This window comes from Amycolatopsis sp. cmx-11-12, from assembly GCF_046269425.1.
In the GTDB taxonomy this organism is placed as follows: Bacteria; Actinomycetota; Actinomycetes; order Mycobacteriales; family Pseudonocardiaceae; genus Amycolatopsis.
In genome coordinates, this window is sequence record NZ_JADNQM010000007.1 from 102,130 (window position 1) to 116,463 (window position 14,334).

General features: G+C 68.2%; 17 protein-coding genes. 12 read left to right on the plus strand and 5 right to left on the minus strand.

The window, feature by feature from the left end; all coding sequences use genetic code 11:
- Positions 1-43: 43 nt before the first annotated feature.
- Positions 44-880, plus strand: a complete 837-nt coding sequence (gene prcB / locus ACLARN_RS11815) for a proteasome subunit beta (protein ID WP_409491382.1) — start codon at positions 44-46, stop codon at positions 878-880.
- A 48-nt stretch (positions 881-928) separates the two neighbouring features.
- Complete coding sequence (gene prcA, locus ACLARN_RS11820) at positions 929-1,690, plus strand: proteasome subunit alpha (RefSeq protein WP_409491383.1); 762 nt, start codon at positions 929-931, stop codon at positions 1,688-1,690.
- 182 nt (positions 1,691-1,872) lie between these two features.
- Here the strand turns inward: prcA and ACLARN_RS11825 are convergent, their stop codons facing one another.
- Positions 1,873-2,511, minus strand: coding sequence for an RICIN domain-containing protein (locus ACLARN_RS11825; protein WP_409491384.1), 639 nt, complete (start codon positions 2,509-2,511; stop codon positions 1,873-1,875).
- Positions 2,512-2,797: 286 nt separating this feature from the next.
- On the opposite strand from ACLARN_RS11825, the gene ACLARN_RS11830 reads away from it, so the two are divergent.
- Positions 2,798-3,772 (plus strand): ArsR/SmtB family transcription factor, encoded by a 975-nt coding sequence (locus ACLARN_RS11830; RefSeq protein ID WP_409491385.1) that lies wholly within the window; start codon positions 2,798-2,800, stop codon positions 3,770-3,772.
- A gap of 30 nt (positions 3,773-3,802) precedes the next feature.
- Here ACLARN_RS11830 and ACLARN_RS11835 read toward each other — a convergent pair whose 3' ends face one another.
- Positions 3,803-5,224, minus strand: a complete 1,422-nt coding sequence (locus ACLARN_RS11835; RefSeq protein ID WP_409491386.1) for a bifunctional phosphatase PAP2/diacylglycerol kinase family protein — start codon at positions 5,222-5,224, stop codon at positions 3,803-3,805.
- A gap of 204 nt (positions 5,225-5,428) precedes the next feature.
- On the opposite strand from ACLARN_RS11835, the gene pafA reads away from it, so the two are divergent.
- From pafA to ACLARN_RS11875, 8 genes are all read left to right on the plus strand, one after another.
- Positions 5,429-6,787: a Pup--protein ligase gene (gene pafA / locus ACLARN_RS11840; protein WP_181772308.1), complete on the plus strand. Its 1,359-nt coding sequence runs from the start codon at positions 5,429-5,431 to the stop codon at positions 6,785-6,787.
- A gap of 89 nt (positions 6,788-6,876) precedes the next feature.
- Complete coding sequence (locus tag ACLARN_RS11845; RefSeq protein WP_409491387.1) at positions 6,877-7,599, plus strand: hypothetical protein; 723 nt, start codon at positions 6,877-6,879, stop codon at positions 7,597-7,599.
- Complete coding sequence (locus ACLARN_RS11850; RefSeq protein ID WP_409491388.1) at positions 7,599-7,922, plus strand: hypothetical protein; 324 nt, start codon at positions 7,599-7,601, stop codon at positions 7,920-7,922. Before ACLARN_RS11845 ends, ACLARN_RS11850 begins: the two co-directional genes overlap by 1 nt.
- 24 nt (positions 7,923-7,946) lie before the next feature.
- Entirely contained in the window at positions 7,947-8,705 is a 759-nt protein-coding gene (locus tag ACLARN_RS11855; protein ID WP_409491389.1) for a hypothetical protein, read from the plus strand.
- 50 nt (positions 8,706-8,755) lie between these two features.
- Complete coding sequence (locus tag ACLARN_RS11860; RefSeq protein WP_409491390.1) at positions 8,756-9,262, plus strand: hypothetical protein; 507 nt, start codon at positions 8,756-8,758, stop codon at positions 9,260-9,262.
- A gap of 74 nt (positions 9,263-9,336) precedes the next feature.
- Positions 9,337-10,377, plus strand: a complete 1,041-nt coding sequence (locus ACLARN_RS11865) for an oxidoreductase (RefSeq protein ID WP_409491391.1) — start codon at positions 9,337-9,339, stop codon at positions 10,375-10,377.
- 12 nt (positions 10,378-10,389) lie between these two features.
- Complete coding sequence (locus ACLARN_RS11870) at positions 10,390-10,731, plus strand: ArsR/SmtB family transcription factor (protein ID WP_409491392.1); 342 nt, start codon at positions 10,390-10,392, stop codon at positions 10,729-10,731.
- Positions 10,732-10,803: 72 nt separating this feature from the next.
- A complete protein-coding gene (locus ACLARN_RS11875) occupies positions 10,804-11,667 on the plus strand; it encodes a TIGR03620 family F420-dependent LLM class oxidoreductase (RefSeq protein ID WP_409491393.1) in 864 nt (287 codons plus the stop codon).
- On the opposite strand, the gene ACLARN_RS11880 is transcribed toward ACLARN_RS11875, so the two are convergent.
- The 3 genes from ACLARN_RS11880 to ACLARN_RS11890 are packed head-to-tail and all read right to left on the minus strand — an operon-like array spanning position 11,664 to position 13,787.
- Positions 11,664-12,362, minus strand: a complete 699-nt coding sequence (locus ACLARN_RS11880; RefSeq protein WP_409491394.1) for an SDR family oxidoreductase — start codon at positions 12,360-12,362, stop codon at positions 11,664-11,666. The genes ACLARN_RS11875 and ACLARN_RS11880 overlap by 4 nt on opposite strands.
- The gene (locus ACLARN_RS11885; RefSeq protein WP_409491395.1) at positions 12,359-12,811 is read right to left on the minus strand and encodes an SRPBCC family protein; all 453 of its coding nucleotides are present in this window, start codon (positions 12,809-12,811) and stop codon (positions 12,359-12,361) included. Before ACLARN_RS11885 ends, ACLARN_RS11880 begins: the two co-directional genes overlap by 4 nt.
- A 37-nt stretch (positions 12,812-12,848) precedes the next feature.
- The gene (locus tag ACLARN_RS11890; RefSeq protein ID WP_409491396.1) at positions 12,849-13,787 is read right to left on the minus strand and encodes an NADP-dependent oxidoreductase; all 939 of its coding nucleotides are present in this window, start codon (positions 13,785-13,787) and stop codon (positions 12,849-12,851) included.
- Positions 13,788-13,894: 107 nt separating this feature from the next.
- Here ACLARN_RS11890 and ACLARN_RS11895 point away from each other — a divergent pair, with 107 nt between their 5' ends.
- On the plus strand, positions 13,895-14,326 hold the full coding sequence (locus ACLARN_RS11895; RefSeq protein WP_409491592.1) for a winged helix-turn-helix transcriptional regulator: 432 nt from the start codon (positions 13,895-13,897) through the stop codon (positions 14,324-14,326).
- Positions 14,327-14,334 lie beyond the last annotated feature (8 nt).

The following is a 14,334-nucleotide window of genomic DNA, read 5'->3' on the forward strand; positions in this document are numbered from 1 at the left end:
GCGCAGAGCCGGCGGATCACACAGATGGGAACTTTGAGCACGTATGGAACACACCTCGGGTAAGTCGGCGCTGCCCGCCGCGTACTTCACGTCGGGGACCTCGTCGTTCTCGGACTTCCTCCGGGCGCAGGCACCTGAGCTGCTCCCGGAGCGGCGCGTCGCGTCCGGGGCGGCCGGGCTCGACGCGCCGCACGGAACGACGATCGTCGCGGTCAAGTTCGCGGGCGGGGTGCTGATCGCCGGTGACCGGCGGGCGACGTCGGGCAACCTGATCGCCTCGCGCGACATGGAGAAGGTGCACCTCACCGACGAGTACTCGGCCGTGGGCATCGCGGGCTCGGCAGGGCTGGCGATCGAGATGGTGCGGCTGTACGCGGTCGAACTGGCGCACTACGAGAAGATCGAGGGCGTTTCGCTCTCGCTCGACGGCAAGACGAACAAACTCGCCGGTCTGGTGAAGTCCAACCTCGAGATGGCGATGGCCGGGCTGGCCGTGCTGCCGTTGTTCGTCGGGTACGACCTCGACGCGGAGGACGCGAAGCACGCGGGCCGGATCGTCTCGTACGACGCGACGGGCGGACGCTACGAGGAGAACGCCGGTTACCACGCCATCGGTTCGGGTTCACTGTTCGCGAAGGGCTCGCTGAAGAAGCTGTACGACCCGGACGCGGACGCCGAAGCCGCGATCCGGGTGGCGGTGGAAGCGTTGTACGACGCCGCGGACGACGACACCGCGACCGGCGGGCCGGATCTGGTGCGCCGGATCTTCCCGACGATCGTGACGATCACCGCGGAGCAGGGCGCGGTGGCGGTGCCGCAGGAGCAGACGACCGCGGTGGCCGAGGCGATCGTCGCCGCGCGCGCCGAGCGCGGGCGCTAGCCGTCGCTGTCCCCTTCCGATGAGAGCCAGAAAGAGCGGAGCACCACAGTGACGATGCCGTTGTACGCCTCTCCCGAGCAGCTGATGCGGGAGCGTTCCGAGATCGCGCGCAAGGGCATCGCGCGCGGCCGGAGCGTGGTCGTGCTCAAGTACCGCGGTGGCGTGCTGTTCGTGGCCGAGAACCCCTCGGCGACGTTGCACAAGGTGTCGGAGATCTACGACCGGATCGGCTTCGCGGCCGTGGGCCGCTACAGCGAGTTCGAGAACCTCCGTGTCGCCGGTATCCGGCACGCGGATCTGAAGGGCTACCAGTACGACCGGCGGGACGTCAGCGCGCGTGCGCTGGCGAACGCGTACGCCGCGTCGCTGGGCAGCATCTTCACCGAGCAGCTGAAGCCGTTCGAGGTGGAGATCTGCGTCGCCGAGGTCGGCGCGACCGCGGCCGAGGACCAGCTGTACCGGTTGACCTACGACGGTTCGATCTTCGACGAGCCGAAGTTCGTGGTGATGGGTGGTCAGGCCGACACGCTCACCACGAAGCTGAAAGACAGCTACGAGGCGGACCTGGAGCTGGAGGCGGCGCTCGGCGTCGCGGTGAAGGCGTTGCGCGACAACACCCCGACACCCACGAACGGCGACTCGGACCCGGTGAAGCTCGAAGTCGCCGTCCTGGAACGGGAGCGGCGCAACCGCAAGTTCCGCCGGGTCGTCGGGGCGGCGCTGGACGCGCTGCTGCCCCCCGAGCCGGAGGAACCGGCGAAGGACGAGGCCGAGGGCGACAAGCCCGAAGGCGAGTCCAAGAAGGACTGAGTTCCTTCACGGAATTGCGAGCCGCGCCGTACACAGTGGACGGCAGGTTGCGAGCTGAGGCGCGATTCCCAAGTATATGAAGGCCCCCTTGCTTGCGCCAGGCGCAAGCAAGGGGGCCTTCATGTACTTGATGCGTGAGTGTCCGGGTCCTCAGCACGACTTGGAACAGTCACGACTCAGGATCAGGAGGGGGTGTCGCCCCACCACTGGCTGCGGCCACCGGCGATGAAGCTCCACAGCTGGAGCCGCGTGCCGTTGGAGGCCGAGTTGCCCTCAGCGGTCAGGTACCGGCCGCTGCTCGGGTTCTGGAACCGGACGTAGCCTTCGGGGTTGACGGTGCCGCCCCACCACTGGTTCTTGGCGCCGGCGATGAAGTCCCACAGCTGGACGATGGTGCCGTTCTTGTTGATGGTGTTGAGGTCCGCGTCCAGGTAGCGGCCGCTGGCCACGTTCTGGAAGCGGGAGTAGCCCTCGGGGTTGTCGGTGATGTAGAACGCCTGGTGGTCCGCGTCCAGGTTGCAGTCCCAGAGCTGCATCCTGGTGCCGTTGCGGTTGATGCTGTTGAGGTCCGCGTCCCAGCACTTGTTCGAGTCCAGCCCGGACGGGATCAGGTACATGTCCGCGTCGGCCACGCCGGCGGCCTGCGTGCGCGCGCCGGTCGAGGTGCGCTTGACCGGGATGAGCTTGATGCCGTGCACGGAGACCGTCTTGAACCCGTCGCCGGTGGGCTGCGGGGCCGCGGTGGCGGCGGGCGCGGTGGCCAGGGTCAGCACACCGGCCGCGGCGGCGATGATTCCCGCCAGGCGCTTCATTTTAGTCATTTTCTTTCCCCTTTGTGGAAAGCGTTTTCTCCCAGTGAGGTGAGGGAGAACGGCAGGAATCGTCAGACCGCGACGAATCGCGGCCTTTGGGCCCTGCCGGTGAATCCCCCTCGTGGAAGGCTCCGCGTAAACCCCCGAGAAGCGGACCTTCTTCGAACATCATTCAGGTCTGAACCACGGCCGTCGAGGAGATTTCCGGGAGCGGCAATAAGGCAGTTCAGCCATGTAACGGAACGGCGTGGCTCGCGATCACACGGCGAAGACTCCGATCAAGGCGAGGACATCCGTGCGCATCGAGCTGACGTTGCAGGACCTGACACGCGTCCGGCTCGCGCCCGAAGCCGACCCCTTGGCCGAGCTGGTCTCCAGCTTGCAGATCCTGCAACGGCGCGACGCGGGCTCGGCGTTGTTCAACCGGTGGCGGCACCGTGTCCGGCTCGGGCTGCCGGAGTCGGCCTCGGTACTGCTGTGGCTGTGCCGCCCGTACGCACCGATCCCGGCGTTCCTCGTTCCGGACGCCGACGAAAGCGGCTTGGAGGCGGGGCTCGCGGAGATCGCCCGGACCGACTCGGTGTACCTGAAAGCGGCGTTGCGGGACGCCGCGGTCAACCGGGAACTGCCCGCGTGGGCGGCGGGATTGCCGGATGGGGACACCGCCGGGCTCTCGAGGCTCGTCCAGGCGATGCAGGACTACTTCGAACTGTCGCTGGCGCCGGGATGGGAGCCGGCGCGGGCGCAGGTCGACGCGGACCGTGGGATGCGGGCGCAGCTGTTGCTTCACGGCGGAGTGGGCGCGGTACTGACGAGTCTGCGGCCGCGGGTGCGCTGGTCGTCTCCGGTGCTGGAGATCGCCGACGGGATCATCGGCTCCTGTGCCGCGGGTGGGGCCGGGCTGGTGATCTCGCCGACCTACTTCGCGGTGTGCCCGGTGATCGTCCCGGCGGCGGGTGAGGCACCGGTCCGGCTGCTGTATCCGTCGGTGCGGCAAGCGGCCCCGTCGACCGGCTACGGCCGTGACGTGCGGAGATCGCCGGACAGCGCGCTCGCCGACCTGCTCGGGCCGACCCGGGCGGCGGCGCTGGCGGTCCTCGCGGTCGGGCGCAGCACGTCCGAGCTGGCCGCCAGGCTGGGAGTGACGCCGTCGGCGATCAGCAAGCACACCACCGTGTTGCGGCGCGCGGGGCTGATTACCACCGAACGCGACCGCAACGCCGTGCTGCACTCGCTGACGCCGCTGGGCAGCGCCCTGCTCGAAGCCTAAGTGGAGGACTTCGATGGTGACCACTAAGCGCTAGTTCCGGTAGATGGTCAGCGCGCTGGGCCGCGACCGGAAGCGGAAGTCGTTGCCGAGCGGCCCGACCTCGCCGTCGGTGGCGACGCGGCGGTTGCCGTTGAGGAGCCGGACATGCAGTTCCGGGACGTCGAGTTCCTGGTAGACGTGGCTCGCGTTGAGGCTGTTCGTGATCGTGGCCAGGATGAACCGCGCCCGGGAGTAGGGAAGGTCGGCTCGCAGGTAGCGGACGTCGAGAAGGCCGGTGTCGAGCGCCGGGCGGTGCGAGGGAGCCAACCCCTTCGGCGCGTAGGTGCCGTTGCCGACGAACAGCAGCCAGATGCTGGTCGTCTTCCCGTTGAGGGTCACTTCCAGCGGCTTCGCGCGCCGGAGCGTGCGGGCGAGCGCGATCGCCGCGGACGGCCACTTCGGGTGCCGCTTCTGCAGCCTTTCCCGCACCCGCACCATTTCCGGGTAGCCGCCGAGGCTGGCGGTGTTGACGAAGTAGCGGTGGTCATCGTCGTCGTTGATCTCGACCTCGCCGAGGTCGACGCCCACGGCGTTGCCCGCCTCGGTGGCGGCGTCCGCGTCGGGCATGGAGCGCATGCCGACGTCCCGGGCGAAGTGGTTGAGGGTGCCCGCCGGGATGAGCGCGAGCGGCAGGTCGTGGTCGGCCGCGACGGAGGCCACCGCGGCGACCGTCCCGTCCCCGCCGGCGACGCCCAGCGCGCGCACGGTGCCGTCACGGCCGGCGATCTCGTCGACGAGCTGTTCGCGCAGGTCCCGCTTCGAGTCCGGGTACAGGATGGTCGCCTTCGGCCACGCGAAGCGGGCCTCCTCGGTCGGGTCCTGGCCGTCGATCCCCGAGTTCGGGTTGACCAGGACGAGCATGTCCTCGCCGTCGCGCATTTCGGGTGCCTCGGCGGTGTGCGCGGTGCGGCCGGGGACGTCGGGGTTCAGCGGCCACCAGTGCCGCGTGAGCAGGCCCGCGCCGACGCCGATGCTGATACCCACACCGACGTCACTCGGCCAGTGGACGCCGGTGTGGACCCGGGAGTAGGCCACGGCGGCGGCCAGCGGTACGAGGGCCGCGCCGGTCCTGGGCGATTCCATCGCGACGGCGGTGACGAAGGCGGCCGCGGACGCCGAGTGCCCGGAGGGGAACGACGACGAGGTCGGGCGCCGGACGAGGCGCCGGTGCATCGGCACCTCCTCGGCCGCGGGGCGGCGGCGGGGGAACAGCGGTTTGCCGATCAGGTTCGCCGCGGCGCTCGCTCCGGCGATGGCCGCCACACCGCGGAGCGCGCCCCGGCGTGTCGGGCCCTTCTTCGCCGCGAGCAGGACCGCGACACACCACCAGAGCTTGGATTTGTCCGCACTTTTGGAGAGCGAGGTGATCACGTCGTCGGCCCGGGTCCTCGGCAGCGCCGCGCTCCGTGCCATCAGTCGCCGGTCGGTCCGCCCGACCTTGCGGAAAGGGCGCTTGAGCTGCTTTAACACGGTTTCACCGCTTCCGGATCGGGATGTCATGCGCGTGATACCCGATCGGGACTTCCCGCACACCTTTCACCGAATGCAACGTACCGACCGCGTGTCGCCGCCCGAACGGCGCACCGTCAGTGGGGCCTCACCGCCTACTCTGGTGGGATGCAGCGGCGGATCTTTGGCATCGAGACCGAGTTCGGGGTCACGTGCACCTTTCACGGGCAACGCAGGCTCTCTCCGGACGAAGTGGCGCGTTACCTGTTTCGGCGTGTCGTGTCCTGGGGGCGTTCGTCGAACGTGTTCCTGTCCAACGGCTCGCGGCTCTATCTCGACGTGGGCTCCCACCCGGAATACGCCACGGCCGAATGCGACGACCTCGTCCAGCTCGTCACGCATGACAAGGCGGGGGAGCGGATCCTCGAGGATCTGCTGGTCGACGCCGAGCGTCGGCTGGCGGACGAGGGCATCGGCGGCGACATCTTCCTGTTCAAGAACAACACCGACTCGGCGGGCAACTCCTACGGCTGTCACGAGAATTACCTGGTGACCCGTGCCGGGGAGTTCTCCCGGATCGCCGACGTGCTGCTGCCGTTCCTGGTGACCCGGCAGCTGATCTGCGGCGCGGGGAAGGTCTTGCAGACGCCGCGTGGCGCGGTGTACTGCCTGTCCCAGCGAGCGGAACACATCTGGGAAGGCGTCTCCAGCGCCACCACGCGTTCGCGGCCGATCATCAACACCCGCGACGAACCACACGCCGACGCCGAGCGGTACCGGCGCCTGCACGTGATCGTCGGCGACTCGAACATGGCCGAACCGACCACCCTGCTCAAGGTCGGGTCGGCGAACCTGGTGCTGGAGATGATCGAGGCGGGTGTCCAGTTCCGCGACTTCACCCTGGACAACCCGATAAGGGCGATCCGCGAGATCAGCCACGACCTCACCGGCCGCCGCCAGGTGCGGCTCGCCGGCGGCCGCGAGGCGTCCGCGCTGGACATCCAGCGCGAGTACCACGCCCGCGCCGTCCAGCACGTCAAGGAGACCGGTTCGTCGCCGCAGTCCGAGCGCGTCGTCGAACTGTGGGGCCGGGCGCTGGAGGCGGTGGAGCAGCAGGACTTCAGCAAGATCGACACCGAGATCGACTGGGCGATCAAGCACCGGCTGGTCGAGCGCTACCGTGCCAAGCACGACCTCGACCTGTCGAGCCCGCGGATCGCGCAGCTCGACCTGGCCTACCACGACATCCGGCGTGGCCGCGGCATCTTCGACCTGCTGCAGCGCAAGGGGCTGGTCCGCCGGGTCACCGACGACGGCGAGATCGAGGTCGCCAAGGACACCCCGCCGCAGACCACGCGGGCGAAACTGCGCGGTGACTTCATCGCCGCCGCGCAGGCCGCCGGACGTGACTTCACCGTGGACTGGGTGCACCTGAAGCTGAACGACCAGGCGCAGCGGACCGTGCTGTGCAAGGACCCGTTCCGTTCGGTGGACGAACGCGTCGAGAGGCTGATCTCCTCGCTCTGATCGACACCCGGCTCAGAACCGGCTGACATGCGACCATTACTCCGAGTACGGTGTTGGTCGCTGTTGGTTCTGAGCCGGGGAGGGCGAGGATGGACGACGAGCGATGGGCCTTCGAGGAGGAACTGGAACAGGACGACGATCCACCGCGGTCGTCATCCACTGAGCCGGTTCCCGAGGAGGACCGGATCAGCGGCCAGGATCAGGATGGTGTCGTCACGGTGGTCGTGTCACCGGACGCCGATGTCCTCTCAGTGGTCCTCACGCACGAGTGGAAACAGTCGGTCGACCCGCGCGGGCTTCCCAGCGCCGTGACCGCGGCGGCGAACGCCGCCACCATCGCCGCGTTGGGTCGGCAGGTGGACGATGTCGCACGCAATCCGCCTGCCATGCCGACCTTCGGTGCGACCCCCGCGTCCGCCGCTGACGAGTCACCTCTCGGTACTCAAGACATGCTTCGCCTGGTGGACGCCGCGACCGCCGAGCTGGCGCAGTTCACTCAGCGAGCCGCCACGGTCGTCAATCGCCGCATCACCGTCGAGAGTCGCGGCGGCCATGTCCGCGGCGAGGCGTCCAACGGGCAGATCGTCGCCGTGGAGATCGACTCGTCGTGGGTGGCGCAGGTGCGGACAGGCGAGATCGAGAGCGAAATCCTCGACGTGCTTCGTCAGCTTCGCAGGGCGAGCGCTCCGCCGGGCCTCACCGATGGTCCGCAAGGTCCCGCGATCGCCGAGCTCATGGGACTGCTCTTCGACCCGCACCGGATGGCGCGTCGCGTCGGTCTCGGACCGTCGATCAGCAGGGAGCAGTCCTGATGGCGGACGCTTACGACATTGCGCTGGCGCTGGACGCGCTTCGTTCGGACGCGGACCTGTGGGACACAGCCGCGGACGATCTCGCCGCTCCTCGCGCTGCGATCGATCCACTCGGACTGACGCCCCGTGAGGTCATGTCGTACGCGGCAGCGAAAGGACTCGACAGGCAATACAACCAGGCCCGTGCCCTCATCCAGGACATGATCGACCAAGCCGGAAGCAACTTCCGCGCGCTGTCTTCCAGCCTGCGCGCGGCTGCTGACCGGTACGCGCATGACGAGGACCAGCACGCGCTCGACATCGATCGCGCCGGCCGCGGCTAGCGACCTACCCGAGGGGAATCCACCATGACGGCCGCTGGAGCGAATCCGGTCATCGATCAGTCGATGGAAAAGCTTCGCGAAATCGAAGACAAGATCCGCGAGTTGTTCGACGAGGTGAACAGCGTGATGAGCTGGGTGCCGGACGTCCTCTCGGATCTGATCGAACCCGTGCGACGGGGCATGAACGAACTGAACGGGAAGATGACCGAGTTCTGGGGTGCGATCAGAAATTTCACCACCGACATCGGCGACCCCGTCAAACTGAGACAAGTAGCCGCCGAGTGGTCGGATCGGATCGGTAACGGTGTCGGCGAGATCGCCGGTTCGGTAACCCTGGACAAGCTCAAGACGAACATCGAATGGAGTGGCAAGGCGGCCGAGACGTACAAGGCCACCGTGCCCGCTCAAGTCGCGGGGCTGAACTCGCTCAAGGATCTGGGATTGCAGATCCGGAACTCGCTCGTCAACCTCGCCAACGGCCTTGAGAGCTTCTGGCTCCAGATATACGGAACGGTCGCGGGGTTGGTCATCGCTACCGCCGCGGCCGCTGTCAGCGCCATCACCGTGGTCGGAATTCCGGCTGCGATCGTCATTCTGATCGGAGTGCTCGGCGCGGGCATTGCTTCGATCTTCACCACCATCGGTGCCGTTGATTCGCTCACCAACAGCATCGGTGTGGAACAAACCGCGATCCTGGACAAGGTCACCTCTCTGGGGAGCACCTGGCCCAAGACCAACACGGAATCGATGTCGCATCCGACGGACTGGAAGCGGCAGTCGTGACGTATCCGACTGTGTGGCCGACGGAGCCCTACCGGCGGCTCCCATCCGGCATGATCAGAGCCATTCGCGAGATCTCCACCAGTCTCGGTGCGGGGACGGGCGTTATCGGCCTGGTTCTCGTCGTCGTCATACAGATTGAAGGAAGGGTTCTCCCCACTTCGAGTGACGGGGCCAATGTCCTTACCATGGGAATGGCGACACTGACTGCAGCCTTTCTGTTCCTCTCCGGCGTTGGCATGATGATGTCCCGGTCGTATGTGAGAACTGGTGCTGTCGAGACCAAAGGTGCCATTCTCGTGCGTGGAGTCGAGGCGGGAATGTTCGTCGGCGCTTTCTTTGCGACAGTGGTTTTCTTGATCTTCTATGTCTCCGGGATTGCCGGTTCTGGGCGATATGATGCGAAAGATCGAATAGAATTCACGCCAGGCATCGTGATGTACACCCTCTTACCGGTTCTCGCCACGATTCTGGCCGTCGTCAATCTCGTCGTCGCGCATCGGTTGCTTTTCCCGACTGTCGCGAAGGTCCAGAAGCATCTTTCGCGGGAGTCCGGCTGACGCGGGTCTCGCCAGGCCGCCGCCGGTCAGGCTAGGGTGGCCCGCGCGGTTCCTCGACCGAGAAGGGTGCGCCCATGCGTGCGTTGCTGGTCTTGCTGGGAGCGGTCGTCCCGCTGGCGTTCACCGGCGTCGCGCACGCCGCGCCGGAACGCCCCGATCTCGCGTGGACGGAGACCCCGACCGGTACGGACGCGCAGCTGCGCGGGCTCTCCGCGGTGGACGCGAAGACGGCGTGGGTCAGCGGCAGCAGGGGCACCATCCTGCGCACCACCGACCGCGGCCGTACTTGGCAGCCCGTCGCCCCTCCCGAGACGGCGGCGCTCGACTTCCGTGACATCGAGGCCTTCGACGCCGACCACGCGGTCGCGTTGTCCATCGGGCCCGGCGACGCGTCGCGGATCTACCGCACCGACAACGGCGGCAGGAGCTGGCGACTGTCCTTCCAGAACAGTGACCCGGCCGCCTTCTACGACTGCATCGCGTTCTTCGACCACCGGCGCGGCCTCGCGATGAGCGATCCGGTGGACGGCAAGTTCCGGTTGCAGTCCACTTCGGACGGCGGCCGCACCTGGAAGCCCGTGCCCGCCGAAGGCATGGTTCCCGCGTCGGACGGCGAGTTCGGGTTCGCCGCCAGCGGCCAGTGCCTCACCACGTCGGGGCCGCGCGACGCCTGGATCGCCACCGGTGGCGGTGTCCGCGCCCGCGTCCTGCACTCCGGTGACGGCGGACGGACGTGGGAAGCCGCCGACACCCCGTTGCCCAGCGGCGCCTCGGCCGGGGTCTTCTCGGTGACGTTCCGGGACCCGCGGCACGGCGTGGCCATCGGCGGCGACTACGCGGCACCGAACGCGCCCGGCCCGGCCGTCGCGTTGAGCGCCGACAAGGGACGAACCTGGCGGACACCGTCGGAGGCTCCTGTCGGCTACCGCTCCGGCCTGGCGTGGCTGGGGAACACCGTCATCGCCGTCGGCCCCGGCGGAAGCGATCTGAGTCCGGACGGCGGACGGCACTGGAAGTCGTTCGACACCGGTTCGCTGGACTCCGTCGACTGCGCCCGCGGCGCGTGCTGGGCGAGCGGGGCGAAGGGCCGGGCCGCCCGGCTCAGCGGGCGTTAAGCTCGAAGGACCATGACCGCACACGCCGAACCCGTCCAGGACACCACCGAGCACCTGGTCGAGGTGCTCAAGGCACTCGCCAACCCGGTCCGGCTCCAGGTGCTGGGGTGGCTGCGCGAACCCGACCGGCATTTCCCGCCGGAGAAGGCGATGGCCGACCAGCACGAGGTCGGCGTCTGCGTGAGCCATCTCCAAGAGAAGCTGGGGCTGGCGCAATCCACGGTGTCGGCGTACATGGCGTTGCTGCAACGCGCCGGGCTCGTGAAGTCCACGCGGGTGGGGAAGTGGACCCACTACCGCCGTGACGAGCAGCGCATCGCGCAGCTCGTCGACCTACTCGGACGGTCCATCTGAACCTCACCGGGAATAACATATCGAAAATCTGCGATACTTCGATATGTTAGGACTCGAGCTGAGGAGAGAAAGATGGAACTGGGGCGTTTCGGGATCTGGACGTTCGACTTCGAGGATCAGCCCGCGAGCATGGTGCGGGATTCGGTGCGGGAACTGGAAGAACTCGGCTGGCCGGCGATCTGGATCCCGGAACGGGACGGCCGTGAAGCGCTGACCCACGCCGGATTCCTGCTCTCGGCCAGTGAACGGATCGCCGTGGTCAACGGGATCGCGCGGATCGGGTCCCGCGGGGCGCGCTGGGCCCACGGTGCGGCGCTTCTGCTGGCCGACGCCTATCCGGGCAGGCATGTCCTGGGGCTCGGCTTCGGGGGCGCGCGTCCGGGGGTCAAACCGCTGGAGGCGATGAGCGAGTACCTCGACGAACTCGACACCGTCACCAATGCTAACCCGCTGCCCGCGACACCGATCCGGCGACTGCTCGCCGCGTACGGGCCGAAGATGCTCGGGCTCGCCCGCGACCGGTCCGAGGGCGCGCACACCTATCACGTGACGGTGCCGCATACCGCCTCGGCGAGAGAAGTGCTGGGAGACAAGGCCTTCCTCGGCGTCGAGCACGCGGTCCTGTTCGAGACCGACCCGGGCAAGGCGCGTGAGGTCGCCCGTGAGCACCTGCACCCGTACCTCACTTCGGAGTACAACGTCGCCAAATTCCTCCGGCTCGGCTACACCGAAGCCGACATCGACGGTGGCCGTGGCAGCGACAGGCTCGTCGACGATCTCGTGTTCTGGGGCGAGCTCGACACCGTCGTCGCGAAGCTGCACGGACATCTCGACGCGGGTGCCGACCACGTCGGGATCCAGGTCATCGGTGTCGAACCCGGCGAATCGGCGATGCCGCACTGGCGGCGGCTGGCCGAAGCGCTGCTGCCGAGCTAGCGGACCTGGCCGGTCGGGCGGACCACGATCTCGTTGACGTCGACCGAGGGCGGCTGCTCCAGTGCGTAGAGCACCGCCCTCGCGATGTCGTCGGGTTGCAGTTTCGGCTTGGATTTCGAATCCTCGGGGATCATGGAGGTGTCGACCAGTCCGGGCTGCACCACGGTGACCCGGACGCCGGTGCCGATGGCCTCCTCGCGGATGGATCCGGCGAGCCCGGTCACCGCCCATTTCGTCGCCGAATAGAGGTTCCCGGGCCGGTGATAGCGGCCGGCGACCGAACCGGTGAGCACGAGGTGCCCCTTCGACTCGGCCAGCGACGGCAGGGTCGCCCGCGCCGTGAGGGCCGTCCCGTAGACGTTGGTCAGCACCATGTCCCGCCATTGCTCGGGCTCCGCGCCGCCGTCACCGAAGAAGGAGACGACGACGCTCTGGCCCGCGTTGGCGAACACCGCGTCCAGCCCGCCGAAGGTCTTCTTCACCGTCTCCACGGTGGAGGACAGTGAGGTCCAGTCGGTGACGTCCACCGCGAGCGCGAGGGTGCGATCCTCGCCGAACTCGGCGACGAGGGGGAGCAGGGCCTCGCGGTCGCGGGAGAGCAGCGCCAGGCGGAACCCGGCCGCCGCGGCCCGGCGTGCGGTGGCCTCGCCGAGGCCGCGGGAGGCGCCGGTGATCAGCAGTACTCGATCGTTCATGCGTCCAAACTAGGCGGCGTGTAGGTCTCCCACTCGGGCACCGGTTTGCCGGTGAGGGAAGCGCCGAGCCGGTCGAGATAGAAGTGCCAGCCCTTGGCGATGTCCGAGGTGTCCCAATCGGGCTTGGGCATCCGGTGCACGAACTCGAGCACCGTTCCCGAGCCTTGCGGGGTCAGCGTCAGTTCCACCCGCCAGATCGGCTCGTCGGTGTTGTGCAGATCCATGGCCAGCCGTTTCGGCGGATCGCATTCTCGGATGACGGCGGGCGCCGGTTCGGAGCCTTCCTCCGCGGTCATCAGCAGCATGATCGTGTTGCCGACCCCTGTTTCGCCCGTCCACGAGCCGATCCAGCGGGCCGTGCGCTCGGATTCGGTGAGTGCCGACCAGACGTCTTCGATCGGGTCCGGATACTCGCGCCGGAGTTCGAGCCGGGTTTCGTCCTTGTCCATGATGTGAAGATAACCGTAGGCTTAATTAAGCGTCAACTTATTCGTTGGTCAGGACCAGACGGCCGCGGAGTCTGCCCGTGGCAAGGCGCTCGTGCGCTTTCACCACCTCGTCCAAGGGCACCGTGCCCGCGACCCGCAGAGCGAGCGTGCCGTCGTCGACGAGGGCCGCCAGATCGGCCAGTGCGGGGCCGTCCGCGCGGATCCAGACGTGCTCGACCTTGATGCCGCGCAAGGGAATCGGCGCCGCTCCGGCCGCGAACACCACGAACCGGCCGCGGTTGGTCACCGCGTCCAAGGCTTCGAGTCCGAGCAGGGCGGTGTCGAGGGCCGCGTCGACACCGCCGGGGATCTCCGCCCGCACGCGGTCGGCCAGGAAGTCGTCACGAGGCACGAAAACCTCCGCGCCGAAGCCTCGAACCAGTGCTTCGTCGGAGGAACCGGCGACGGCCACCACACGAAAACCGCGAGCCTTGGCCAAGGCGACCGCGTAGCCGCCGACCGCGCCGGCCGCACCGGTCACCAGGATCGTCGCTCCCGGCGGCAGGTCGAGCAGATCGAGCGCCTGTGCCGCGGTGAGACCGTTCAGCGGCAGGGTCGCGGCCTCCACGGCGGACACGGTCCGCGGGGCGGCGGCGATCGCGGCCGCGTCGAGTACGACGAACTCGGCGTGCGTGCCGAGCGCGGTTGCGGGCCGGTCCCGCAGGCCGATCACGGCGTCGCCCGTGGCGAACCCGGTGACACCGTCGCCCATCGCGTCGACCATTCCGGCGACATCCCAGCCGATCCCGATCACCTCGCGCGGCGGGATGATCCCCGCCTCGGTCAGGAATCCCGACCGGGTCGCGGCGTCGACGGGGTTGACCCCGGCCGCCGCCACCTTCACCCGCACCTGGCCGGTTCCCGGGACGGGCACCGGGATCTCGGTGAACTCAAGGACTTCCGGGCCGCCGAACCGCCGGACCACCACTGCACGCATCGTTTCTCCTCCAAAGGGGGTTCGTTCCGGACGAACGTATGGGGAGCTACTCTCCATCGGGAAGTACGCACTTCGAGGTGCCCAACCCACGCGGAGGTATGCGAACCGTGGTCACGCGCACGGCACAGGAACGCCGGAACGAGGAGAAGCGGGCCTACGACGCCTACCTCGCGGCCTGCCCGGCCCGGAAGCTGCTCGACGAGGTCTCGGGCAAATGGGTCAGTCTCGTCCTCGTCGCACTCGGCGACGGGCCCGAGCGCTACAGCGACCTCTCCCGCCGGATCGCCGGTGTCAGCCAGAAGATGCTCACGCAGACCCTGCGGACCCTGGAGCGGGACGGCCTGCTGACCCGCACCGTCACGCCGTGCGTGCCGGTCCGCGTGGACTACGAACTGACCGAACTCGGCCGGAGCCTCCTGCGGCTGGTGGCCGGGATCAAGGACTGGGCGGAGACACGGTTCGACGAGGTCGAGTCCGCCAGGGATCGTTACGACGCGCGATCGACGGCTGTCACCATCGGGTCGGACGGCGCGGGCTAGGGTAACCG